Origin of the sequence: Rhizobium sp. CRRU65 (assembly GCF_048551595.1) — a bacterium.
Lineage (GTDB): Bacteria > Pseudomonadota > Alphaproteobacteria > Rhizobiales > Rhizobiaceae > Rhizobium > Rhizobium leguminosarum_J.
The window spans coordinates 226,785-249,098 of sequence record NZ_JBLYZH010000007.1 but is presented as its reverse complement, the minus strand read 5'-3'; the positions used below and the strand labels follow the sequence as shown (position 1 = coordinate 249,098).

Sequence of the window (22,314 nt, the reverse complement as noted above, 5' to 3'; positions counted from 1 at the left end):
TAGCCGAAAAAGCTACACCGCAAATCCGCGGGCAATGCAAGCTCGAAGCGTCAGTCTTTCGTCTCGGCGGCACGGCTCGTGCGCTCGCGCATGAACCTCTCGATGAAATCGAGGAGTTTCGTCGCCGCGAAAGACAGCTGCCGGTCCGGCGCGACGCAGAGATCGACATGGGTGCGGATGCCGGTCTTGCCGGCGAGTGGAATGGCAAGGAGCTGACGCGCTTCGATCTCACGGCGGACGGTCAGTGCTGGCAGCAGCGTGGCCGCAGCCCCGCTAAGCACGAGTTCCTTCAGCATTTCGAGCGAGCTGGTGACGAAGACGGGATCGAGGCTCAGCCCCTCCTTCTCGAACAGCGCGTCGAAGGCCTGGCGGAAGCCGAAGGATTGATCCGGCAGCGCCAATGCGTAGTCGGCAAGCGTCCTTAGCGGGATCTCGGCATGCGCGGCGGCCGGATGCTGCGGCGTGGCGATGAGATCATAGGCGATCTCGGAGCGTAGCCGCACCTTGGTGCCGGACATCGGTGGCGCAAACAGCGTCACCGCAATATCCGCCTCGGCGCTGTTGACGGCATCCACCGCCTGCCGCGCGCTGGTGATCGTCACGGTAAAACGCAGCTTCGGATATTTCAGGCTGAATTCGGCAAGCGCCGGCGCCAGCAGATTGGCGACGGTGGCGCCATTGGCATAGATGCTGACACGGCCGCGCTGCAGGCCCTTCAGGTCTTCGATCAGCTGCTGCACATGATCGAGCTCGCGCAACGTCCGGCCGGCGCGGGCGGCAAGCAGTTCGCCGGCGGCCGTCAGCTTGACGCCGCGGGCGCTGCGTTCGACGAGCGGCGCGCCGAAATGATATTCGAGGTTCTCGATCTGCCGGCTGATCGCCGTCGGCGCGACATTGAGATTCTCGGCCGCCTGGCGCATAGAATTGGTCCTGACCAGCTCGTCGAAATACATCAGCGCCCGGATCTGCATTCACGTCTCTCCGCCTTTCGGCACGTTGGGGTTCCGGTTCCGACCCTAAAGCATGTCGCCCAAAAGTGCGCAGCGGTTTTGGGACAACGACATGGATAAAAACAAAGATCTCAGTCAACGACCATTCGGATAGCGGTCGCGCCATGCCATTTGCGCGCCCTCGACCGGAAGGGCGGTCGCCGCGTAGACGCCACGGGCGATCGCCCGCGCCATGACGATGGTCGCAAGGTGGCAAAGCTCCATCAGGCTCGCCATGTCGTCTCTTCGATGCTTGGCCGTCGAAGCGGCAAAGACGGTATCACCGTCGAGTGGCAGGTGCGCTGGCAGCAGTGCCCTGGCAAGGCCGTCATGGCCGGCGAGCGAAAGCCTGTGCGCCTCGGCCTTCGTCAGCTGCGCGTCGGTCACCACCGCGCCGATCGTCGTTGCCGGCGTGTTCATGCCCTTGAGCCGCATCCGGTGGTCGGCCACATCAGGCATGCCGAGCCCGCCGAATTCCGCGTCTTTTTCGAAAGGTGCTGCCCAGAAATGCGGCCCGTCGCCGATCGTTGCGGAGCCGAGCGCATTGACTGCGACGATCGCCGCGATGCGATGCCCGGTGCTGCTGACGGCGCTGGCCGAGCCGAGCCCGCCCTTGACGGTGGCCGTCGTCGCCCCTGTGCCTGCACCTGTCGTGCCGAGCGCGAATGTGCCCTTGGCCGCAGCCTGCAGTGCCGTATAGCCCATGTCGCGATAGGGGGAGTGAAGGCCCCAATCCTTGTCGCCGCCATTCAGCAGGTCCATCAGGATCGCCTGCGGCACGATCGGGATGCGCACCGACCCGACGGCAAAGCCGCGGCCGCGCTCGCGCAGGCCCGCCTGCACGCCGCCGGCGGCATCCAGCCCGAAAGCCGAGCCGCCGGAGAGCACGAAGGCATCCACGGCATTGACGGTCATCGACGGATCGAGCAGGCCGGTGTCGCGCCCGCCCGGGGCACCGCCGAGCACCGTGCCGGATGCGACGGCCGGTTCGTCGAAGACGATGACCGTGACGCCGGAACCGAGCGCAAGGTCGGTCGCATGGCCGATGGAAAGACCTTCGATATCGGTGATGAGATTGAGAAGATCGGGCAAGGGCGGATCCTTATGCGGGAAGGCGGCCGGTAGGACTGTACTGCATAATTCCTTAAATCGGAATCGATTTAAGGACAAAATTATGCAGCAATTCAAAGTGTTACAGCCTTTGCGCGTTGATAAAGACGCGCGGCGCTGCAATGCCCTCAAAAAACAAGACCGGCCCCATGTGGCGGGACCGGTCGGACATCGGGAAAAGCCGCGAATGCTAATCGCGGCCTCATGCCCTCAGGCATGAAGCGGCTTCGGATGACGGCGGGTCATCAGGTCATGGATGGCCAACCGCACCTCATCGGGCGAGCCGAAACGCTGCTCGTCGAGGTCGTGGACATGAAATTTCACGGCGATGAACTTCAGCCGATCTTCATCGGGAATGACGATCCCGACGGGAACGCCTGCATATTCGATAACTTGCTTCTTCATAGATAGAACTCCTGCCGCGCGACATGCGCAGCCATGGCGAATTGACTTGTCTGGTACCGTTGAAAGGAGGACGAACGTCACATTCGACAGTTCGGGCGGGAGAGGGCGCCCGGACGGTCATTGCCAAGCACAGATCGCCCAAGGAGATCGGCGAGAATATCGATGTCTATCATGCTCGTTCCTTGTGTTGGCGTTGCACTTGAGTGGTCCCGGTAGAGCCCGGGGCCGGTGAAGGCTGTCTTCTATAATCCACTAACTTGGTAGAGATTATCTGATAGCCTGTCAGAAACATATTCCGAAACGTGTCAAAATATCGACGATCCGAAAAAATTCATTCCGTCACAGCCCGAACTTACAGAAAGAAACATATCAGCTCTTCGTTAAATTCGCATGACAGAATCGAACTTCGATCGATCACAGCGGCAGACATAAGAAGCCTTGCTGTATGAGGCAATGCCCCGTTTCATTAAAAATCGAAATGCCTCGAAATGACCGATTTGGTTAATGCTGGAAGCCCTGTGTCACCAGCCTTCTTCGAGCACCTTCTCCAGCATGTCCGCGAAAAAATCCGCGCTGTCGATGCTGAGGCAGAGCGGCGGTTTGATCTTCAGCACATTTTGGTGATCGCCGGTCGGCTGCATGATGACGCCGAGGTCGAGAAGCCGGTCGCAGATTGCAGCCGTCTCTTCCGTCGCCGGTTCCAGCGTCGTTCTGTCGCGGACGAATTCGAGTCCGAGATAGAGGCCCATGCCGTGCACGGCGCCCGCAATCGGATGGCGGTCGATCAACGCGGCGAGCCGCGCCTTCAGATGATCGCCGACCGTCCGGGCATTTTCCTGCAGCTTTTCCTCGGCCATGATGTCGAGCACCGTCATGCCGGCGATGCAACTGACGGGGCTGCCGCCGGTGGAGGAAAAGAAAGTGCCCTCCTTCTCCAGCGATTGCGCAATCTCCCGCGTGGTGATGACGGCGCCGAGCGGATGGCCGTTGCCCATGCTTTTGGCGACGGTGATGATATCAGGCACGACGCCCTGCTGCTCGAAGCCCCAGAAATAGTGCCCGAGCCTGGCATAGCCGACCTGCACTTCGTCGGCGATGCAGAGGCCGCCGCGAGCGCGTACCTGCGCATAGAGCTCCTTGAGATAGCCTTCCGGCAATGGAATGCCGCCGGCATTGCCGTAGACCGATTCGGCGATGAAGCCCGCAAGGCCTTCGCCCGCAGCATCTATTGCCTCCAGCACCGGCGTCGCCATGCCGAGATAATCCGCTGCCGTATCGGGACCACGGAAGTCGCCGCGATAGGTGTTCGGCGAAACGATGGTATGCACCCAGTCCGGCCGGGTGGTTGGTGCGTGCGGATTGTCGGCGATCGAGGTGGAGACGGCGTCGCTCGCCGCTGACCAGCCATGATAGGCTTCGAGCAGGCAGAGCATGTTGCGCGCGCCGCTATGGGCTTGCGCCAGCCGAAGCGCCAGATCGTTCGCCTCCGAGCCGCTGTTGACCAGGAAGACCGCATCGAGCCCATCCGGCGACAGGGCGGCGATGCGTTCGGAAAATTCCGTGATCGCGGCGTAGTGAAAGCGCGAATTCGTGTTGAGCCGCAGCCATTGCGCGCTGATCGCCGCCGCGAGCTTGGGATGGCCATGGCCGAGAATGGTGACGTTGTTGACCATGTCGAGATAGGCGCGGCCCTCGACATCGAACAAATGCTCCTTCCAGCCGCGCTCGATCTGCGGCGGCGCCGCATAATAATTCTTCTGCGGCCTTGCGAGATGCGCCCGCCGCCTGGCGAAGAGTTTGGCGGTTTCAGGTTGCGGCGCATCCGCTTGCGGGCTGAGAAGCAGCGAAGGCGAAGGGCAGAGCACCGACCAGGCCGCCGCCGTGCGCGGCGTCGCAAAAAGCGGCGGTTCGAGACCGGCGACGCTGCAAAGCTGGACGCGCAGCCCGCCGAGCGACGACGCCTCTCCGAAAACAGTGCCGAGCGAATCGCCGGCGGCGATCTCGGCTCCATCCTCGACGGAGAGGTCGAGCCCATCGAGATGCAGGGTCATGTTGTCGCTGGCGAGCGTCAAATGCTGGTCCTTCCAGCCGATGCGGCCGGCAAAGGGCGCGGCAATCGCGCTGCCTGCGGCAAGGCATATGTCGACATGCAGAGCGCAGGTCGCCTGTCCCTTCGCGGTTCCCGCGCGGGAAAGCCGATATTCGCCGTAGCGCGTCGCTGCCGTACCGTTTTCGGTTGCCATGCGGGCAAGCAGCCGCCAGTCCATGTCCGTATTCAGCCAGTTGCCGGCGGAAAAATGCGGGCTCCGTACCCCAAGATCGACATAGGCGATCCCGGCGGGATCGATGTCAGGCAGCAACGGCAGCCATCCCGATGTTTCCGGCGCGGTGACATCTACGCCGGCTGCCTTGAGGATCGCGGCTTCCATGAGATCGAAGGGAACCGACATCGCCGTATCGAAGATCGCCCGCTCGCGGTCGAGATTGTCGCGGACATAGTCATTGTCGGGATCGACCGAAATCTGCTGCTCGCCGCTGGCGACGAGAATGACCGCGCGTGCGACGATCAGCGGCCAGAGCGCCTTCAGTTCCTCCTCGCTCAGCGGATAGATCGCCTGATAGGCGGTGACGGCGGGCAGGATGTGAAAGGGGTCGCCATCGGCCTGATGCAGCAGCGAAGCGCAGGTGACGGCGAGATCGCCGACCAGCCAGCCGCGGATGATGTCGCCGAAATCGATCACCCCGTCGGGGATGATATGGCCATGGGCGTCACGGTGGCCGACGACATTGTCGCCGGTGACGTCGTGATGCACGGCCTGTAGCCGAAGCGCCGGCGCCAACGGCTGGATGCGGCGGACGGCCATCACCATGGTCTTGGCGATCCGGTCGCGCGCCGCACTGTCGGTGATGGCCGAAAGCAGCTGCACGGCAACGGGACCTGCCCGTCTGAGATCCCATTGCAGGCTGCGGTCGAGACCGGGATGGTTGAAATCGGCAAGCGCCTGCGCCAGCCTGGCGCAGAGCGCGCCCAGCGCCGCCACGGAAGCCGGCGCCAGATAGGTCAGCTCCGTCAGCCCCTGGCCTTCCAGATACTCCAGCAGCCGGACCTGATAGCCCTGCCCGCGCACGGTAAGGACGACGATCTCCCGCCCCTCATTGGTGGGGATCACCTTCGGAACGCGCGGCGCATCTTGCCGGCTATTGAGGTGACGGATCGCCGCATTCTGCGCTTCGAGCTCGCGGATCTCGTAGGCGGCGTGGCAGATCTTCAGGACGTAGCGACCCCTCTCGCTATCGACGCGATAGTTTCGATCCTGCTGGCTGCCGAGTTCGGCAAGCGTGCCGGATAGGCTGTAATGAGCAAGGAGGATCTCTTCCGCATCGGTGGCGGTCACATCGGGGCGCGGCAGCGCCATGCGATCAACAAGCGCCTCGTCGGTCATGACACCCCTCCCGCAGCATGATTCGATTACCTATTGAACGAGATAATCAAGTACTTGCCGCTGGCAGGCAACGGGGATTGTCGTTTGCCAGCAAAAGAGATGCAGGGCTGCGCTCAGCCCATGCGTTCGGAGGCGTAGCCGCCGGGGCTTGCCGGGAAGACCACGGTGCGGTTGCCGTTCAGGAAGGTGCGGTGATGGATATGCGCATGGATGGCGCGCGCCAGCACCTGGCTTTCGACATCGCGGCCGATCGAGACGTAGTCGTCGGGCGACTGCGCATGGGTGATACGCGCCGTGTCCTGCTCGATGATCGGGCCTTCGTCGAGATCGGCGGTGACGTAATGCGCCGTCGCCCCGATCAGCTTCACGCCGCGTTGATAGGCCTGTTTGTAAGGGTTGGCGCCCTTGAAGCTCGGCAGGAAGGAATGGTGGATGTTGATGATCTTCCCGGACATCTTCTGGCACATCGCATCCGAAAGCACCTGCATGTAGCGCGCCAGCACGATCAGCTCGGTTCCGGTCTGTTCGACGATATCCATGATCTGGCCTTCAGCCTGCAGTTTGTTCTCCTTCGTCACCTTGATGTGGTGGAAGGGAATGTCGTGGTTGACCACGACTTTCTGGTAATCGAAATGGTTGGAGACGACGCCGACGATATCGATCGGCAGGGCGCCGATCTTCCAGCGGTAAAGCAGGTCGTTCAGACAATGGCCGAAGCGCGACACCATCAAGAGCACCTTCATGCGGGCGTTGCCGTCATGGATCTCGGCATCCATGGCGAACCGCTTGCAGATCGGCTCGAAGCCTTCCTTGAGTTCGGCAAGCGGCACGCCTTCCTCGGAGATGAAGCTGACGCGCGTGAAGAACCTGCCGGTATCGAGATCGTCGAACTGCGAGCTGTCGACGATGTTGCAGCCCTTGTCTGCCAGATAGCTCGAAATCGCCGCCACGATGCCGCGCGTAGACTTGCAGGATACCGTCAATACGTAACTTGTCATGTCTTTCCCTCTTCCCTCTCCAAGGCCGCCGCCGTGCTTAGATCAAAGCCCGGACCGCGAACAGGCCGGCGCACTTTCATTCATGCGACAAATTGCAAGAGAAACCATCACCTTTGCGCAAGTTCTCTCATTGCCCAGTCTGAAGCTTAGGAGAAGTTGCGCGAAAAACTGTACCGTCAGCGCCGCTTGGATGCGTAATCTCGCCTTCGACGCGCTTTAGGCTGGCGGCCGACTCGCCACCGCAACCTTCCGGCGGCGCGGCGAGGTGATCTCATGGATGATCGCACCGCCGATCGACGAGAGCACCAGCGAGAGCATCACGAAGAGCACCGGCTGCTGCAGGATGCCGATCGGCAGACGGTCCGCGGCGACCCTGAGAAAAGCCAGGGTGAAGGCGTGGGTGATATAGATGCTGTAGGAGCAGTCGCCGAGATAGTTCAGCCATCCCACAACCGGCAGCCTGGAAAAGTGGATGGAGATCGCGCCGTAGACGATGAAGATCGCCGGGATTCCCCAGGCATAGAACCGGCTTTCCGGTGGCATCAGCGCCTCGTTGATGAAGAGAAACGCAAAGCCCATGGCAAGGGCCGCCCAAGCCCAGCGGTTCGGCAAAAGCACCTTCTGTCCGTAGAGCCAGCCGAGCACGACACCGGCGAGAAACTCCAGCATGATCGGCTCGCCGTAGAACCGGGTCACGGTCATTTCCGGCAGCAGCCGGCAGGCAATCAGGATGACGGCAAAGACGGCAAACATCGCCGGGATGCGCCGAACTTCCTGTAGCGGCAATAACAGCGCGAAGACGAAGTAGAAGAACATTTCGTAATTCAGCGTCCAGCCGGGAACGACCACCGGCGTGATCGTGCTCGGATCGGCGGGATTGCTCCATGGCAGGAAGAACAGCGAGGCGATGAGATGCGGCAGGTCGAACACCGTCGATTTCAGCAATGATGGAACGACCAGCGCCACTGTCGCCGAAAACAGCGTCGCCAGCCAGTAGAGCGGCATGATCCTCTTGATGCGCCGGCGGGCGAAATCGAGGGGGCTCATCGTGCGTCCGCTCGTCGTCAGCCACATGACGAAGCCGCTCAGGACGAAGAAGATATCGACGCCGGTTTCGCCATAGACGAAGGCGGTGGCATCGACCGCGGGATTGACCTTGGCAAGCTGCAATACCGCGTGGAAATAGACGACCATCAGCGCCGCGATGGCGCGCAGATATTGAAGCTGGACAAGCATCGAGCGTCTTGCTCCCTAGAGTATAATGCCGAAAAGTGTGGGCGGTTTTCGGACGAAATCATGCTCTATTTCTTTGATTTAGAACAGGATTCAGACTTTAGGCCAATCCGGCCTAAAATCATCCTTTTCTAGGGCTCGCGCGGACAGGCGCCGCTGCGGTCAACTCAATACATCTGCCGGACGACCCTGCCGGATGCGCGGGCTGTCATGGAAACGCATATATCCGACGACGAACCAGAGGAGACCAGCGATCTTCATCGAGAAGACCGCGGTTCCCCCGATCATCATATTCAGAAAAATGAAAAGAGAAAGTGAATGGGCGCAGCGCCGCTGCGCCGCCGTGCGCCCGGCGGGAAAGAGGCAGACGAACAGCCACAAGGCGATGACGCCGAAGATCGTCGCCGCGTAGATCAGGTAGACATAGCCGCTGTCGGCGAATTCGGCGACCCGGTCGACCGAAAGCCCGAGGATGGCAAGCGGATCGAGCTCCATGATCTTCTTCATCGTCAGGTTGATGCGGCCGGTGAAATTGTCGCCGGTCGCATTGGGTTTCAGCACGTAGATGAGGAAGCCGGCGGCGACGATCAGCGGCATCAGCGCCAGATTGAAATTCTTCGGGATCTTCGGAAAGACGAAGTAACCGACGATGCAGGCACAGCAGAAGATCAGCATCGTGCGCGTGTCGTTCGTCACCAGGATCAGCACGGCCGTGCCGACCATCAGCAACCGGTCCCAGCGGCCAAGCCTCTCCCACATCGAAATCAGGTAGACCGCGATCACGCCGCAGAAATTGGCGAGCGACACCTGCTCGAGGAAGATCGAGGAGGAACGGTGGTCGATGATGCCGAAGGAGAAGCGCTCGGGAAAGCCGAGCGCGTTCTGGAAGAGGCCCGTCGTATTGTAGCTCAGCGGCAGCAGCCCGCGCGTATTGGCGAAATAATCGGACGGGTGGACGATGCTGACATAGAACGGCACGCTGACGATCTCGAAGATCAGGAAGATCATGACGGCAAGACTTGCCCAGCGAAAGGCGAGCTTCATCGTTTTCTCGTTGCTCCAGCCGCCGAGCCCGGTAAAGCAGAAGATGATCAGCACGTTGCGGAAGTGATCGATGAACAGCATGCGGTTGAGCACGCTGACATAGATGGTCACGACGAGCGTGAACAGCAGGAACAGGAAGGCCGGCAGATCGGTCTCGTAGATCCCCTTGTGCAGGATATAGATGATGGCGCTCGCCATGATCAGGCCTTCGCTGGCGGCGACATGCGTCATCGAGAGCGGCACAATGTTGTGGTTGATGAAGGCGAGAATGCCGTTGTAGAGCACGGAGAGCAGCCCGAGCCAGAGCACCGTATGATCGGTGCGCGATGCCCTGCCGGCGGCATCGAGCCGGTTGCCGGCGACAGTGCCGGCTACAGTGAATGTCGCTGTTCTCTGATCGACGACCGCCATGCTCATTTCCCCGCGGGTTTGACGGCGGAGCAAATGCCGGCACCGGCTTTTGCCGCCTCGGCAAGAAGCCGCATCTGCGGCCGCTCAGGGCCCTCGCGCGGCTGGACGTTGAACGGCTCGTCCGCCGGCCACCAATCGCCGGCCGCCCAGTAGGACCAGCCGAGCCACACATCGCTATTGCCGGACATGGTGGCGTAGATTTCGGTCAGCCCGCTCATGCAGTCCTTGTCGGTGGAGGCGCCAAATTCGCCGAGAAAACCGCGCTTGTGGTTCTGCTTCAACCAGGCGGTAACGCCGTTGATCGCCGCGACCGCGGCGGACGCACCTTCACAGGTCGGATGGGTGCCGGAGGAATCGGCATCGAGATACTGGTGGACCTCATAGGCGTAGAAATTGAGCGGATCGCGCACACCGAGCATCACCGTGCCGTTGGCGCCGCCGATCACATCCTTTTCCCAGCTGCCCGCGCCGCTCCAGGCGGTGCCCGGCACCAAGATGAGGTTGCGCGCGCCGACAGCGCGGATGCTGCGGATCGCCGCATTGGCCGCATCCAGCCAGTCGGTCGCCTTGATGTCGTGCGGTTCGTTCATCAGGCCGAAGAGAACGCCGTCCTGATTGGCGAATTCGACGGCGAGCCTTGCCCAGAAGTCACCGAAGGCGGCATCCGTCGCCGGCGCTGTGCCGACCTGGGTCTTGTCGTAATAGCCGAAATTATGCGGGTCGAGCAGAACCGCCATGCCGTGCTTGCGGATCAGGCCGATCGTATCTTTGATCCGCTTGAGCTCATCCTCGTCGAGCCGCCCGCCGAGTGCGGGCTGCAGCCGCTCCCAGCGGAAGGGCAGCCGGATAATCGTCATGCCCTTCTTGGCGAAATAGCCGATCGTGTCTTCGCTCGGGTAGGTGTAGTTGGTGCCGTAGATGCCGCCGCGCTCGCCATATTCACCGCCGGACAAATTGACGCCGCGGTAGCAAGGGGCCTCAGCCGCAAGGACCGGCGACGGGGTGAGAGCGGCCGCAAGCAGCAGCGCTGTCAGATGTCGTGTCGTCCTCATGGCATCCTCGCAATCGCGGCAAATCGCAACATCGGCGTCGCTGACGTTATTTTAACGGTCCGTTAGCTAAGAATTTCTAAAGTATCGGCACCTCGGCTTCAGTCTTTCACGCTGGGCGGGACACGAGTGCGCGTATGAACCAGTATGACAGGAACAGGATAAGCCGGCTCCCTGGCTGGCGCAGTTTTGAGCCGTCTCAGACTGCGCCGGAAGGCGTGGGCATGCGCAGTCCCGTCGTCCGCCCGGATGATTTCGTCCGGCCATCGCCCGAACCTGCCCCGCCCCCCTTCGTGCCGCCGGCAAGCATTGCGGAAACCCGCCAATATGAGCGTCCGGCACCTCAGCCTCAGCCTGCAAGACAGCCTGTCGCGGACGCGCCGCCGAATGCAGAGTCCGCGCCGGCCGCACCGCTTCTCGACCTCCGCTCCAGTATCGCCGCGATCTGGAGCCGGCGACTGATCGTGCTGGGTTTGGCGCTTCTCGGAGCCCTCGCCGGCGGGGCGGTGGCGCCGCGCATCGCCCAGAAATTCACCGCCATCAGCAGCCTCTATTTCGATCCGCGCCAGATCGGCCTTGCCGATGCCGGCGCGCAATCGTCGGGTCCCTCGCCGGAAATGATCTCGGCGCTGATCGACAGCCAGGTGCAGATCCTGACCTCGGGCAATGTGCTGCGCCGCGTCGCCGAAGCCATGAAGCTCGACCAAGATCCCGAATTCACCGGCGGCCGCACGGATGGCGCCGCCGTGATCGGCACTCTGCAGAAGGCGCTGGTCATCACCCGTGAGGCCAGCACCTATGTCGTCTCGCTTGCCGCCACGACCAACGATCCCGAAAAATCCGCAAGGCTTGCCAACCAGGTCGTCACCTCCTTCACCGAGGAGGAGAACAGTGCCTCGAACGGCATTTACGAAAATACCTCCTCAACGCTCGACGGTCGCCTCAACGACCTGCGCCAGAAGGTGCTGGAGGCCGAGCAGGCTGTCGAAACCTTCCGCGCCGACAACGACATGGCCGCGACCGAGGGCAACCTGATTTCCGATCAGCGGCTCGTTTCGCTGAACACGATGCTGGTGACGGCACAGGAAAAGACCATCCAGGCAAAGGCGCGCGCCGATGCCGTCGCCAACCTCCGCGTCGAGGACATCGTCGCCGGCAACCAGGCGGAGGGCGGCGTCACCTCGCCGCTCGTCAGCCTGCGTCAGCAATATGCCACCCAGGCCGCCGCCGTCGGCAGCCTCGAAAGCCAGATGGGCACGCGTCATCCGCGCCTGCAGGCCGCCCGCTCCTCGCTGCAGAGCATTGGCGGCGAAATCAAGGGCGAATTGCAGCGTCTCGTCACCTCGGCAAGGGGCGAATACGAGCAGGCAAAGGCCGCCGAGGACAGCATCGCCAAGGAACTTGCCGTGCAGAAGGCGTTGCAGGCGAGTACCTCCGACAAGCAGGTGGAATTGAACGAATTGCAGCGCAAGGCGACGGCGGCGCGCGATATTTACGAGACGGTGCTGAAACGCTCTAGCCAGACGAGCGAGGAGCAAAACTTCAACCGGAGTAACATTCGCGTCATTTCGCCGGCCGAGCCGCCGGTCAAGGGAGACGGTCCCGGAAAGACGATTCTATTGGTTGCCGGCGTCATCGGCGGTTTTCTCGCCGGTTTCGTCGTCGGCGCGGGCTTTGCGATTCTCGCCGGCCTCTTCAGCCATCCCGTCATCAGAAGTTATTTCAGGAAGTCTCCCGCTGCGGCCGCTTGATGACGGTCGTCGGTTTTCCTACATCGGGGAAGCGGCCTATTGCCGGCAGGAGAGTTCCCATGCGGCCAATGATGATGCTTCTGATATTGCTCGTTGCAGTATCGAGCCTCGCCCCGGCGTCCGCCTTTGCCGTCGACTGGACGAAATCCGTCGATCCGGGCGTTCAACCTCTTTATCCCTACAAAGGTCTTCCCGGCGTCAAGGCGCAGCCGGACAAGAAGGAAGAGGAATCCTACAATTGCCGCACCGAAACCGTGCAGATCCGCCGCCGCTATGACGAGATCTTCCGTTCGGGCGGCATGCCGACGCTGATGTATGTCTGCGAACGCGACGGCTTCATCTCGATGGACGACAAGGTTCCGCTCCGCGGCCACTATCAGCCGGTGCGGTGAGGGGTTTCAGGCGGTCAGCAAAGCCGATGGATGCGCCTGTCTGAAACATTCGATCGGAAGCTCCATCCTGAGATAGTCGAAGCCGGCATTCGCTTCCGATCGATCGACGATCGAATACTTGACCATGCCCTCTTCCTCCGCGCGCCGCAGCGGCAGGCTTTCGGCTGCCGCAAAGCCCAGCCGCTTTTATAGGCCGATCGCTTTTTCATTGTGGCAGAAGACGTGCAACGCGGCGGTTTCGACCCAAGTCGGAGCCGTCTGGCCGGATCCGACTTGTCCTTGAGACTGACGATATCGACCTGCGCCATGAACGACTATCCCTGATTCCGCTCACGCCTTGCGGCAGACACAGTAGCCGCCCGGAGAGGAGGACAGCACGAGCTTGCCGTTCAGAACCGGATCGACTTCGAAGCGGTCGGTTTCCGCCAGATAGTCGGTGACGGCCTTCAGCGGCTCATTGCCGCGCAGCCATACCTTGGAGCGCTTTGTGAAGGCCTGTTCCTCGGTCAGGTGGCCGATGAACGTGTCGGCGACGACGAGGTAGCAGCCTTCCGTTACCAGCGGACCGTAGGCGCGGCATTCCGCCAGAACATGCTCGTAGGAATGGTCGCTGTCGAGCACCACCATCACCCGGGCCCCCGGCGGGATCTCGGCCTTCACGGCGGCAAGCACGTCGTCGTCGACCGAACCGCCCTGGATCATCTTGATGCGGCTCGACATCGGATGGGATTCGATCGACTCGCGATTATGGGCGCGGATGTCGATGTCGATGCCGACAACCTTGGCCGCGTCGTTGCCCATGGCGGCGAGGATCGACGCCATGAAGATCAGCGAGCCGCCGCGCGCGATGCCGGTTTCGATGATGACATCGGGCTTGGTCGCCCAGATGACTTCCTGGGTCGCCAGGATATCTACCGGAAGCTGGATGATCGGTACGCCCATCCATGACCAGAGATAGGAATAGTCGAACTTGTCGAGCCCGATCAGCGTGTTCAGCGATTGTTGGAAACTTGCCTCATCCTTGCCGAGCGCAAGCGACATTTCCCGCTTGTGGGCTTCGAATTCGAGACGATCGTCCTTCGTGGTCATGACTATTCTTTGTCCTTCGCTGTGGGGCTGTCTTAGACCGACTGCCGCAATGCTGTGCTGTTGTGATAGATCCGCCCGGCCGCCACATCGAGCAGCGTTGCCGCCACCCGGTCGATATCGGCTTCGCTCATGTCGTGATAGCTGGGCAGGTTGATCGCGCGGCCCGGAATGCTCCAGGCGTTCACGTTCTGTGGCCGATCCTCAAACATGGAGAGGCTGGAGAGGGGATAGAAGAAGACGCGCGCGTCGATATTGGCGGCCTCGAAGGCCTGCTGCATCATCTCGCGGGTGGTACCCGTCGACGGATGAAAGACTGCGGTCGGCATCCACGCACCGTTGATCGTGCCGCTATATTCCGGGTTCATCGAGATGCCGGGCAGGGCGGAAAGCCGGACCATATAGGCCGCGAGGATCTCCCGCTTGCGGGCGACGAGCTCTTCGATGCGTTCGAGCTGTGCGCAGCCGATGGCAGCCTGGATGTTGGACATCTTGTACTTGAAGCCGATCTCGTCGGGCCAGAACTGCTTGGTTTGGCCGCGAGCCCGGCCGTGATTGCTGAGCGTCAGCACCCGTTCGTAAAGCGCGGCGTCGTTGGTGACGAACATGCCGCCTTCGCCCGTCGTCAATGTCTTTGTGCCGTGGAATGAGAAAGTGCCGAAGGCGCCCATCGAGCCGGCGCGGCGGCCGTGCCAGACGGAGCCGACCGCTTCGGCCGCATCTTCGATCACCGGAATGCCCGTCCGCCTGCCGATCTCCAGCAGTGCGTCCATGTCGCAGAGATTACCGTAGAGATGCGTGGCGATGATGGCCTTCGTCTTCGGCGTGATATGGCGCTCGACCTCGCCCGGATCGATGCACCAGGAATCCGGCAGCACGTCGACGAAAACCGGCTTGGCGCCGAGATGGACGATCGGCGAGACGGTGGCGACCCAGTTGGTGTCAGCGAGGATCACTTCGTCGCCTTCGCCGACGCCGAGCGCGGCCAGGCCCATGTGCATGGCGCCGGTGCAGCTCGAGGTCGCGATGGCGAAGCCGCTGCCGAGATAGGTCTTGAAGTCGCGTTCGAAGCGGTTGATGTAGTCGTAGCAGTGTGCGCCCCAGCCGGTCGCTGCCGCATCTGTGGCATAATCGGTTTCAAGCTGGGTGATGGAAGGCTTGGTGTAGAAGATCCTGTTTGTCATGCCGCTAATTTCTGTTGAATTGAAATCAAGACGCAGGCGCCCGCCACGACGCTAGTTTTCGAAGCTGGCGCGAGGCTCACATGATGATGTGCCGGGCGAGATCGTGCTCGTGGAACACGAGATTGGGCAGGTAGCCCGAGTGCTACGCTGTTGACCGTGATCGCTCCAGCCTCACATAAGGTTCCGATGAAAGATGGAAAATGAGACATTTGTGCCCGCTTGCCCTTCGCAAGGACGTCCGCCGCAAATGCGCCACTTGTTCAGGTAGGAAGGTTTGTAAAGTTCATGACCACCAAGGATGATAGGCAGGAGTTCGAGGCCAGCAAGCGCGAAATGAGCCTCGCTCTAGGTCGTGACACGGATGTCTTCCGTCAGACGCTCGATACTCTGGTGAGCCTGGACAAATACGACTATTCCTATCTGTGGTCTTGGATGGGCATGCCAATCATCCAAATGCCCGCCGATGTGATGGCCACCCAGGAAGTTATCTGGGCCACCAAGCCAGACGTGATCGTTGAGACGGGCGTGGCGCGTGGCGGATCGATGATCTTCCAGGCTGCCATGCTACAACTGATTGGCAAGGGCAAGGTGGTCGGCGTAGATATCGACATTCGCGCCCATAACCGTCAGGCGATCGAATCCCATCCGATGGCGCATCGCGTCGAACTGATCGAAGGGCCATCCACCTCCGCCGAAACCATGGCGAAGGTCAAGGCGTCTATCCCTGAAGGGGCCTCGGTCATGGTCATTCTCGACAGCGATCATAGCAAGGCGCATGTACTGGATGAATTACGCAATTACGCGCCGCTGGTGACAGACGGCCAGTATCTCGTCGTTGCCGATACGATCCTTGGCCGTTACGAACCTTCCCAGGTCCCGACCAAACGCTCCAAGGTTCTCTTACCTGGCGATGAGCCCTTGGTTGCCCTCAATGATTACTTGCAGGAAACGGATCGTTTCGAGTTGGATACCGTCATCAATGGAAAGCTCGTTCTCTCCAGTTCTCCGGGCGGCTATCTTCGATGTGTGCGGTCCTAAGCATGCGATTGATGCGATCAAATCAAAAATTCTCGTCGATTAGTCGACGTACTTTGGGGCCGACGGAGTATGGAGGTATCGGATGCATTTAGGCTCGACATTTTACGACGAGACTGAACTAAGATCCCTGCCGTTCCGGCATCTTGGGTCGAACGTAAAGATTAAAAGAACCGCCGGACTTTTTTTCGTGGAGAATATCTCCATCATGGATGACGCGCGGATCGATGATTTCACCATCATTGTGGCAAGTAGGGAACACGTTGAGATTGGATGTAATGTGCACATCGCGTCACAGTGTTATATATCTGGGAGTGACGGCTTCGTCATGGAGGACTTTTCGGGTTTGGCACCAGGTGTCAAAATCTACACCTCAAGCGATGACTACACGGGTGAAAAGATGACCAACCCGACTCTGCCGCGCCATCTTATTGGCGGCCCTGCTGGGAAAGTCGTCCTCCGCAAACATGTGATTATCGGCTCCAACTCGGTCGTTTTGCCTAAGGTAACAATTGAGGAGGGAAGTTCTGTAGGTAGCCTATCTCTCGTAAATAAGTCTCTCCCTGCATGGGGAGTATACGCTGGTATCCCCGTCAGGCGTTTACGCGATAGATCTCAAAATCTTCTGATCCTTGAGAAAGAACTGCGAGCATCACAGGCCTGATAGGCAAGCTATCGCCCCGCAGAGCGTGATCCACGCGCTGAAGCGGTCGAGATTGTGGACGGCAACCTCGCGCCCCAGCCGGTGGCGGCGGCATCGGCAGCATAATCCGTTTCGAGCTGGGTGATCGAAGGCTTGGTGTAGAAGATCCTGTCTGTCATGCCGCTAATTTCTGTTGAATTGAAATCAAAACGCAGGCGCCCGCCACGACGCTAGTTTTTGAAACTGGCGCGAGGCTCACATGATGATATGCCGGGCGACATCGTGCTGGTGGAACACGAGATTGGGCAGGTAGCCGAGTGCTACGAAATACTCCCGGTCGTTGTCGGCGCTGACGAAGACGGCGGTGCTTTCCAGCGGACTGTCGCTGAGTTTCACTGTCACCTTCACCTTTTCGCTGAGGCCGAGTTCGCGCATCAGGCCTTCGAGCGCGGTGATTTCCGGGAAACCGCCGAGAAGCAGCGTATCGATGCCGATTGCCGAATTCACTTCGCTCACCAGCGTCTGGATGGCGACCATCAGGGGCAGCCTTTCACGGAAACTGCGAATTTCCGGGTGGTCGAGCATCCCGCCCCACATGATGCGGGTATAGAGTTCATAGGCCTTGATGAAGTTCTTGCGCTCCGCCCAGAAGCGAAAGGCGACCGCCATGCGATTGAGAGTGAAGATCTTGCACATCTCGTCATACTTGAGATGCGTCTCGGGCGTCAGGTTCAGCGCCCCGCGCCTGGCTCCCGTATAGAGAAAATATTCAAGCCCGCCGCGATAGCGATCCCAGCTCGTCATGACGTCGTTGGTGCCTTCTTGCGGACGGTCGCGGACGATCGCCGAATTGGCGATGGAACGGTAGAACGGGCGCTGCAGGAAGGAGACCGCGCCCTGATCGAGGAAATGCGCAAGGAACGGGAACGGATAGAAGCAGAATTCCCGCGGGATCCAGGCCGACCGCAGGGTCGACGAGCGGTAGATCGCGATTTCCGGAAAGATGTGGCGTTCGCAGATATACTGGAAGACGTCGCCGAAACTTCCCTGCGGAAACTTCCGATCCTCGTTGACATTGTAGAACTTCGTGATGTCGGTTTTGGCGACTTCGTCGTAGAGGAACCACGGCGCATGGGCGCAGGTCACCTCCTGATTGTTGTCGAGATATCTGATGGTTTCGGCCACCGCATCGGCAATCAGGATGTCATCGTCGGCGAGATAGATGAGGTATTCGCCCTTGCCGAGGCGCAGAGCGCTCGTGACGTTTGCCGCGGCGCCGGCATTGGTTTCACGCTTGTAGTAGCGGATCGGCAGCCCGCGGGCGATGAATTCCTCGACCACCTGCTGCGTGCCATCCGTGGAGGCATTGTCACAGATCACGATTTCGAAGGGAAAGTCGAACTTGCAATCGTTCTCGCAGTAGGTCAGCGCGTTTCTGAGATAGGCTTCGCGGTTATAGGTCGGGATGCAGATGCTGAGTTTGATACCGCTCAAAGGCTTGTCTCCTGGCCGTAGCTGTCAAGCGCGGCGTCGCGCTCGCTGATGATGCTCGGCGTGAACGGCCAGGCGATGGAAAAGGCGGGATCGTCCCAGCGGACGCCACGGGCAAGTTCCGGCACATAGGCTTCCGACATCTGGTAGAAGAGCTCGCAATCATCCTCGAGCGTCAGGAAGCCGTGCGCGCATCCGGCAGGTATGTAGAAGGCGTTGTGATTGATGGCATCGAGCTCGACGGAGGCCCATTTGAGATAGCTCGGCGAATCCGGCCTCAGATCAACAGCCACGTCGAATACCCTGCCGCGCGTGGCGCGCACCAGCTTGATCTCCGGCCGCGGTTGGGCTTGGTAGTGCATACCGCGCAGCGTCCCGCGCTTGTGGTTCTGCGAGATATTGCACTGCGGGTAGACGGGGAGGAGACCTTGCGCCGCAAAGGTCTGCGCGTCGAAGGTTCGTGCGAACATTCCCCGGTCGTCGGAGCGCGCGTCGACTTCCACGACAAAGGCGCCCGAAACCGCGGTCGGAAGGAATTTCAACCGAGCACCGTCAGTTCCGGCACGGCGACCGCGAAGCGTCCCCCCCAGGCACCGACCCTGCTGTTGGCCGCAACGACCTCGTTCTTGATGTTCCAAGGCAGGATGAGCACGTAATCCGGCTGCGTTTCGTCCATCTTCTCCGGGGCGTAGATCGGCAGTTTGCTCCCCGGCAGGAAATGCCCCTGCTTGTGCGGATTGCGGTCAACGACATATTCGATGAGGTCGGTGCCGACGCCGCAGAAATTCAGCAGCGTGTTGCCCTTGGCGGCAGCGCCATAGGCGGCGACCTTCTTGCCGCTGCGTTTGGCTTGTTCGAGGAAGGCGAGCAGCCCATCCTTGATCGGTGCGACGCGGCTCTGGAAAGCTTCGTAGGTTTCAACCTTGTCGAAACCGGCGGCTGCCTCCTCAGTGCGCACCTTGGCAAGGCCATGGCCGATTGCGTGAACCATGGACGTTGCGCGGCAGGCAAGCACGCGGAGACTCCCGCCATGGGTCGGCAATTCTTCAACGTCAAAGATCTTGAGGCCGTGCGCCGCGAAGACCTTTTCGACGGCGAGCAGCGACAGATAGTAGAAATGCTCGTGGTAGACAGTGTCGAACTGGATATTTTCCATCAGCCGCAAAAGGTGCGGGAATTCGACGCTGACGACGCCGTCCGGCTTCAGTACGGCCGAAAGTCCGCCGACGAAATCGTTGATGTCGGGCACATGCGCCAGCACGTTGTTGCCGATGACAATGTCGGAGGCAAGGCCGCGGGAGACGAGATCGGCAGCGGTTTCCCTGCCGAAGAAGCGCGCTTCCGTGGGAACGCCGATCTGCCGCGCCACTTCCGCGACGTTCTCGGCCGGCTCGATGCCGAGCACCGGCACGCCGGCTTCGACGAAATGCTTGAGAAGGTAGCCGTCATTGCTCGCCACCTCGATCACCTGCGATGCCTCACCGAGGCCGAAGCGCTTGCGCGCCATGATGGTAAACTGGCGGGCATGCTCCACCCAGCCGTCGCTGTAGGAGGAGAAATAGGCATAGTGACTGAAGATATCCTCCGGCGGAACGAAGGCGTCGGCCTGTACCAGCCAGCATTCCGTGCAGACGAAGGCGCGCAGCGGATAGGATGGCTCGGGCAGTTTGAGCTGCTCCTCCGTCAGATAGGCATTGGCGAGCGGAGTCGAGCCCAGATCGACGAAACGATGTTTCAGCGGAGTGTTGCAGAACCGGCAATTATGCGCTGTCATGATACTGTTTCCTCATAAGCCGCGATCTGGCCGAGCGAGAAGGCGCGCATGTCGGCTCCCTCGCGATTGGCCTTGTACCATGCGGCTGTCCAGTCGATTGTTTGCTGCAGGCTGAGGCGCGGACGCCAGCCGATCGTGTCGAGCGCCAGAGCGGAGCTCAGCGTCAGCGCCGGCGCTTCGGGCAGATGTTCGCCCGGCGCAAGCCGCCACACGTCTTCGACGCGATGAGCGCGTCCGAGCGCTTCCGCAAGTTCGGAAACAGTGGCGAAGCTTTCGGGATGCGGACCGAAATTCAGTGCATCCGGCAGATCCCTGCCGCGCTGCTGCGTCAGCACCTCAGCGAAGCTCAGATAACCGCCAAGCGGCTCCAGCACATGCTGCCAGGGGCGGATCGCTTCGGGATAGCGCAGCAGGATCGGCTGGCTGCTTTCGAAGGCGCGGATGAAGTCCGGAATCAACCGGTCTTTCGACCAGTCGCCGCCGCCAATGACATTGCCGGCACGTACCGTCGCAAGCCTGATATCGCGCCCCTTGAAGAAGCTGTCGCGGTAGCTCTGGACGACGAGTTCGGTGCAGGCCTTGGAGTTGGAGTAGGGGTCCTTGCCGCCCAGCATATCCGTCTCGACGAAGGGAACGCCGCTGCCGTTGTTGGCATAGACCTTGTCGGAGGTGACGACGAGAGCCGTCCTGACCGAGGGCGTTTCCCGCACCGCGTCAAGCACGTTTGCCGTTCCCATCACATTGGTCGCGAAGGTTTCGGTCGGATTTTCGTAGGAGCGCCGCACCAGCGCCTGCGCTGCCATGTGGATGACGATTTCAGGCTCGAAATCGATGAAATGCTGCTTGAACGTCGCCGCTTCGCGGATGTCGGCAATGTGGTGGCCCTGTCCGTTCCAGGGCGCAAGCCGCCCATAGAGCGAGGGATTGGTCTCGGGTTCGAGCGAGACCGCCGCCACTTCCGCACCGAGCTTTTCCAGCCACAACGACAGCCAGGATCCCTTGAACCCCGTGTGTCCCGTCAGGAACACGCGCCTGCCATTCCAGAAGTCCGTCAGGCCCATAGCTTCCACGGTGCCTTTCCGGAACTCCAGAGCTCCTCGAGCTGGTTGCGCTCGCGCAGCGTGTCCATCGGCTGCCAGAAACCGTCATGCTTGAAGGCGGCGAGCTGGTTGTTGGCGGCGAGCCATTCCAACGGTCCGGCTTCCCAGATCGTGTCGTCGCCCGGGATGAGATCGACCACCGAGGGGTCGAGCACGAAGAAGCCGCCGTTGATGCGCTGGCCGTCGCCCCTCGGCTTCTCGATGAAGGAGGTGATGTACTGTCCCTCGATATTCGTGGCGCCGTAACGTCCGGGCGGAGTGACCGCGCACATCGTCGCCTTCAGGCCATGGCTGCGATGGAAAGCGACCTCGGCGGCGATATCGATGTCGCCGACGCCGTCGCCATAGGTCATGCAGAAGGGTTCGCCTGGCGTCAGATGGTCGCGAATGCGCCCGAGACGGCCGCCGGTCATCGAATGCATGCCGGTATCGACCACGGTCACGCGCCAGTTCGGTCGTGTGCCGCCGTGATAGTTGATGCTGTTGGAGGCGAGGTCGACGGTGATGTCGTTGTGGTGCAGAACAAGGTTTACGAAATATTCCTTGATCAAATAGCCCTTGTAGCCGGCGCAGATGATGAAATCATTGAGCCCGTGATGAGCATAGATGCTCATGATGTGCCAGAGGATCGGCATGCCGCCGATTTCGACCAGAGGCTTGGGTCGGATACTGGTCTCCTCGGCAAGACGAGAGCCAAGGCCACCGGCGAGAATTACGACTTTCATCCCAAGCGAACTCCAGAGTGTCTAGTCAGGTTTCCCGACCACCCTCAGAGCCGCCCGGCTCTTTACAGGCGGAACGGCCGTATGTTCATCCTTGTCTCGGTATCCGATTTCGTTCTTGTGCGAGGCTTGCGGGGGTGTCGGAACGGGCAGCCGCGCGTGTCGCAGGCCATGCGTTGAGTAATGGCCGAAGGCACGTCCTTCCAGTTTTACGAGGAGCACCAAGCGGCCCAATTCATCCGAACGGAAAGCGGCTGATCCTGATAGGAGAGCGTCAGATACTGCCCGCCAATTGCTGCCGACAAAGGCGGGCGCGTCGGCGGGAAGAAAAAATCCCACTTCGGAATCCCGAAATTCCCCCGCTTCGGGATTCCGAAATTCGACGCCTTTCGCGGGCTGTCGCCGTGGAGAAACATCCAATGATTTCAATCCCGCAGCCAATTTCGGGATTCCG

General features: G+C 60.8%; 20 protein-coding genes. 4 read left to right on the top strand and 16 right to left on the bottom strand.

The window, feature by feature from the left end:
* Positions 1 to 50: 50 nt before the first annotated feature.
* The 8 genes from ACM5SV_RS17155 to ACM5SV_RS17120 all read right to left on the bottom strand — a co-directional run bounded on the left by ACM5SV_RS17155 (position 51) and on the right by ACM5SV_RS17120 (position 10,685).
* The gene (locus ACM5SV_RS17155) at positions 51 to 971 is read right to left on the bottom strand and encodes a LysR substrate-binding domain-containing protein (protein WP_012759744.1); all 921 of its coding nucleotides are present in this window, start codon (positions 969 to 971) and stop codon (positions 51 to 53) included.
* Positions 972 to 1,085: 114 nt separating this feature from the next.
* The gene (locus tag ACM5SV_RS17150) at positions 1,086 to 2,081 is read right to left on the bottom strand and encodes a P1 family peptidase (protein WP_012759745.1); all 996 of its coding nucleotides are present in this window, start codon (positions 2,079 to 2,081) and stop codon (positions 1,086 to 1,088) included.
* A 228-nt stretch (positions 2,082 to 2,309) separates the two neighbouring features.
* A complete protein-coding gene (locus ACM5SV_RS17145) occupies positions 2,310 to 2,504 on the bottom strand; it encodes a hypothetical protein (protein ID WP_003544544.1) in 195 nt (64 codons plus the stop codon).
* Positions 2,505 to 3,025: 521 nt separating this feature from the next.
* Complete coding sequence (locus ACM5SV_RS17140; RefSeq protein ID WP_113546565.1) at positions 3,026 to 5,947, bottom strand: aminotransferase; 2,922 nt, start codon at positions 5,945 to 5,947, stop codon at positions 3,026 to 3,028.
* 113 nt (positions 5,948 to 6,060) lie between these two features.
* Entirely contained in the window at positions 6,061 to 6,945 is an 885-nt protein-coding gene (gene purU / locus ACM5SV_RS17135; RefSeq protein ID WP_130662642.1) for a formyltetrahydrofolate deformylase, read from the bottom strand.
* A gap of 216 nt (positions 6,946 to 7,161) precedes the next feature.
* Positions 7,162 to 8,181 carry an acyltransferase family protein gene (locus ACM5SV_RS17130; protein ID WP_222015081.1) on the bottom strand — a complete coding sequence of 340 codons (1,020 nt, stop codon included), beginning with the start codon at positions 8,179 to 8,181 and terminating at the stop codon, positions 7,162 to 7,164.
* Positions 8,182 to 8,340: 159 nt separating this feature from the next.
* Positions 8,341 to 9,633 carry a hypothetical protein gene (locus ACM5SV_RS17125; RefSeq protein WP_222015084.1) on the bottom strand — a complete coding sequence of 431 codons (1,293 nt, stop codon included), beginning with the start codon at positions 9,631 to 9,633 and terminating at the stop codon, positions 8,341 to 8,343.
* A gap of 2 nt (positions 9,634 to 9,635) precedes the next feature.
* Positions 9,636 to 10,685, bottom strand: coding sequence for a glycoside hydrolase family 5 protein (locus tag ACM5SV_RS17120; protein ID WP_221962239.1), 1,050 nt, complete (start codon positions 10,683 to 10,685; stop codon positions 9,636 to 9,638).
* A gap of 134 nt (positions 10,686 to 10,819) precedes the next feature.
* On the opposite strand from ACM5SV_RS17120, the gene ACM5SV_RS17115 reads away from it, so the two are divergent.
* Both ACM5SV_RS17115 and ACM5SV_RS17110 read left to right on the top strand, forming a co-directional pair.
* Complete coding sequence (locus ACM5SV_RS17115) at positions 10,820 to 12,433, top strand: GumC family protein (RefSeq protein ID WP_012759751.1); 1,614 nt, start codon at positions 10,820 to 10,822, stop codon at positions 12,431 to 12,433.
* Positions 12,434 to 12,492: 59 nt separating this feature from the next.
* A complete protein-coding gene (locus ACM5SV_RS17110; protein WP_012759752.1) occupies positions 12,493 to 12,825 on the top strand; it encodes a hypothetical protein in 333 nt (110 codons plus the stop codon).
* A gap of 330 nt (positions 12,826 to 13,155) precedes the next feature.
* Here ACM5SV_RS17110 and ACM5SV_RS17105 read toward each other — a convergent pair whose 3' ends face one another.
* The gene (locus tag ACM5SV_RS17105; RefSeq protein ID WP_012759754.1) at positions 13,156 to 13,914 is read right to left on the bottom strand and encodes a cephalosporin hydroxylase family protein; all 759 of its coding nucleotides are present in this window, start codon (positions 13,912 to 13,914) and stop codon (positions 13,156 to 13,158) included.
* Positions 13,915 to 13,946: 32 nt separating this feature from the next.
* On the bottom strand, positions 13,947 to 15,095 hold the full coding sequence (locus ACM5SV_RS17100) for a DegT/DnrJ/EryC1/StrS family aminotransferase (protein WP_222015086.1): 1,149 nt from the start codon (positions 15,093 to 15,095) through the stop codon (positions 13,947 to 13,949).
* Between the two features lie 285 nt (positions 15,096 to 15,380).
* On the opposite strand from ACM5SV_RS17100, the gene ACM5SV_RS17095 reads away from it, so the two are divergent.
* The gene (locus tag ACM5SV_RS17095) at positions 15,381 to 16,133 is read left to right on the top strand and encodes a cephalosporin hydroxylase family protein (protein WP_128438465.1); all 753 of its coding nucleotides are present in this window, start codon (positions 15,381 to 15,383) and stop codon (positions 16,131 to 16,133) included.
* 82 nt (positions 16,134 to 16,215) lie between these two features.
* Positions 16,216 to 16,794 carry an acyltransferase gene (locus tag ACM5SV_RS17090; protein ID WP_012759757.1) on the top strand — a complete coding sequence of 193 codons (579 nt, stop codon included), beginning with the start codon at positions 16,216 to 16,218 and terminating at the stop codon, positions 16,792 to 16,794.
* An 8-nt stretch (positions 16,795 to 16,802) separates the two neighbouring features.
* Here the strand turns inward: ACM5SV_RS17090 and ACM5SV_RS17085 are convergent, their stop codons facing one another.
* The 6 genes from ACM5SV_RS17085 to rfbF all read right to left on the bottom strand — a co-directional run bounded on the left by ACM5SV_RS17085 (position 16,803) and on the right by rfbF (position 21,863).
* Positions 16,803 to 16,952: a hypothetical protein gene (locus tag ACM5SV_RS17085; protein ID WP_157628347.1), complete on the bottom strand. Its 150-nt coding sequence runs from the start codon at positions 16,950 to 16,952 to the stop codon at positions 16,803 to 16,805.
* Positions 16,953 to 17,028: 76 nt separating this feature from the next.
* On the bottom strand, positions 17,029 to 18,267 hold the full coding sequence (locus ACM5SV_RS17080) for a glycosyltransferase family 2 protein (RefSeq protein WP_222015087.1): 1,239 nt from the start codon (positions 18,265 to 18,267) through the stop codon (positions 17,029 to 17,031).
* The gene (rfbC, locus tag ACM5SV_RS17075; RefSeq protein WP_222015088.1) at positions 18,264 to 18,806 is read right to left on the bottom strand and encodes a dTDP-4-dehydrorhamnose 3,5-epimerase; all 543 of its coding nucleotides are present in this window, start codon (positions 18,804 to 18,806) and stop codon (positions 18,264 to 18,266) included. The genes ACM5SV_RS17080 and rfbC overlap by 4 nt, the downstream gene beginning before the upstream one ends.
* Positions 18,803 to 20,038, bottom strand: coding sequence for a class I SAM-dependent methyltransferase (locus ACM5SV_RS17070; protein ID WP_222015089.1), 1,236 nt, complete (start codon positions 20,036 to 20,038; stop codon positions 18,803 to 18,805). The genes rfbC and ACM5SV_RS17070 overlap by 4 nt, the downstream gene beginning before the upstream one ends.
* Positions 20,035 to 21,099 (bottom strand): CDP-glucose 4,6-dehydratase, encoded by a 1,065-nt coding sequence (gene rfbG / locus ACM5SV_RS17065; RefSeq protein WP_222015261.1) that lies wholly within the window; start codon positions 21,097 to 21,099, stop codon positions 20,035 to 20,037. Before rfbG ends, ACM5SV_RS17070 begins: the two co-directional genes overlap by 4 nt.
* On the bottom strand, positions 21,090 to 21,863 hold the full coding sequence (gene rfbF, locus ACM5SV_RS17060) for a glucose-1-phosphate cytidylyltransferase (RefSeq protein WP_113546556.1): 774 nt from the start codon (positions 21,861 to 21,863) through the stop codon (positions 21,090 to 21,092). Before rfbF ends, rfbG begins: the two co-directional genes overlap by 10 nt.
* Between the last annotated feature and the right edge of the window lie 451 nt (positions 21,864 to 22,314).

Bases quoted from the DNA above. Each gene is read 5' to 3' on its own strand.
- ACM5SV_RS17105 (WP_012759754.1), bottom strand. From the start codon at position 13,914: ATGACCACGAAGGACGATCGTCTCGAATTCGAAGCCCACAAGCGGGAA.
- rfbG (WP_222015261.1), bottom strand. From the start codon at position 21,099: ATGGGCCTGACGGACTTCTGGAATGGCAGGCGCGTGTTCCTGACGGGA.
- ACM5SV_RS17085 (WP_157628347.1), bottom strand. From the start codon at position 16,952: ATGACAGACAGGATCTTCTACACCAAGCCTTCGATCACCCAGCTCGAA.
- ACM5SV_RS17100 (WP_222015086.1), bottom strand. From the start codon at position 15,095: ATGACAAACAGGATCTTCTACACCAAGCCTTCCATCACCCAGCTTGAA.
- ACM5SV_RS17095 (WP_128438465.1), top strand. From the start codon at position 15,381: ATGACCACCAAGGATGATAGGCAGGAGTTCGAGGCCAGCAAGCGCGAA.
- ACM5SV_RS17155 (WP_012759744.1), bottom strand. From the start codon at position 971: ATGCAGATCCGGGCGCTGATGTATTTCGACGAGCTGGTCAGGACCAAT.
- ACM5SV_RS17140 (WP_113546565.1), bottom strand. From the start codon at position 5,947: ATGACCGACGAGGCGCTTGTTGATCGCATGGCGCTGCCGCGCCCCGAT.
- ACM5SV_RS17070 (WP_222015089.1), bottom strand. From the start codon at position 20,038: ATGACAGCGCATAATTGCCGGTTCTGCAACACTCCGCTGAAACATCGT.
- ACM5SV_RS17110 (WP_012759752.1), top strand. From the start codon at position 12,493: ATGCGGCCAATGATGATGCTTCTGATATTGCTCGTTGCAGTATCGAGC.
- ACM5SV_RS17125 (WP_222015084.1), bottom strand. From the start codon at position 9,633: ATGGCGGTCGTCGATCAGAGAACAGCGACATTCACTGTAGCCGGCACT.
- ACM5SV_RS17090 (WP_012759757.1), top strand. From the start codon at position 16,216: ATGCATTTAGGCTCGACATTTTACGACGAGACTGAACTAAGATCCCTG.
- rfbF (WP_113546556.1), bottom strand. From the start codon at position 21,863: ATGAAAGTCGTAATTCTCGCCGGTGGCCTTGGCTCTCGTCTTGCCGAG.
- ACM5SV_RS17145 (WP_003544544.1), bottom strand. From the start codon at position 2,504: ATGAAGAAGCAAGTTATCGAATATGCAGGCGTTCCCGTCGGGATCGTC.
- purU (WP_130662642.1), bottom strand. From the start codon at position 6,945: ATGACAAGTTACGTATTGACGGTATCCTGCAAGTCTACGCGCGGCATC.
- ACM5SV_RS17130 (WP_222015081.1), bottom strand. From the start codon at position 8,181: ATGCTTGTCCAGCTTCAATATCTGCGCGCCATCGCGGCGCTGATGGTC.
- ACM5SV_RS17120 (WP_221962239.1), bottom strand. From the start codon at position 10,685: ATGAGGACGACACGACATCTGACAGCGCTGCTGCTTGCGGCCGCTCTC.
- ACM5SV_RS17115 (WP_012759751.1), top strand. From the start codon at position 10,820: ATGAACCAGTATGACAGGAACAGGATAAGCCGGCTCCCTGGCTGGCGC.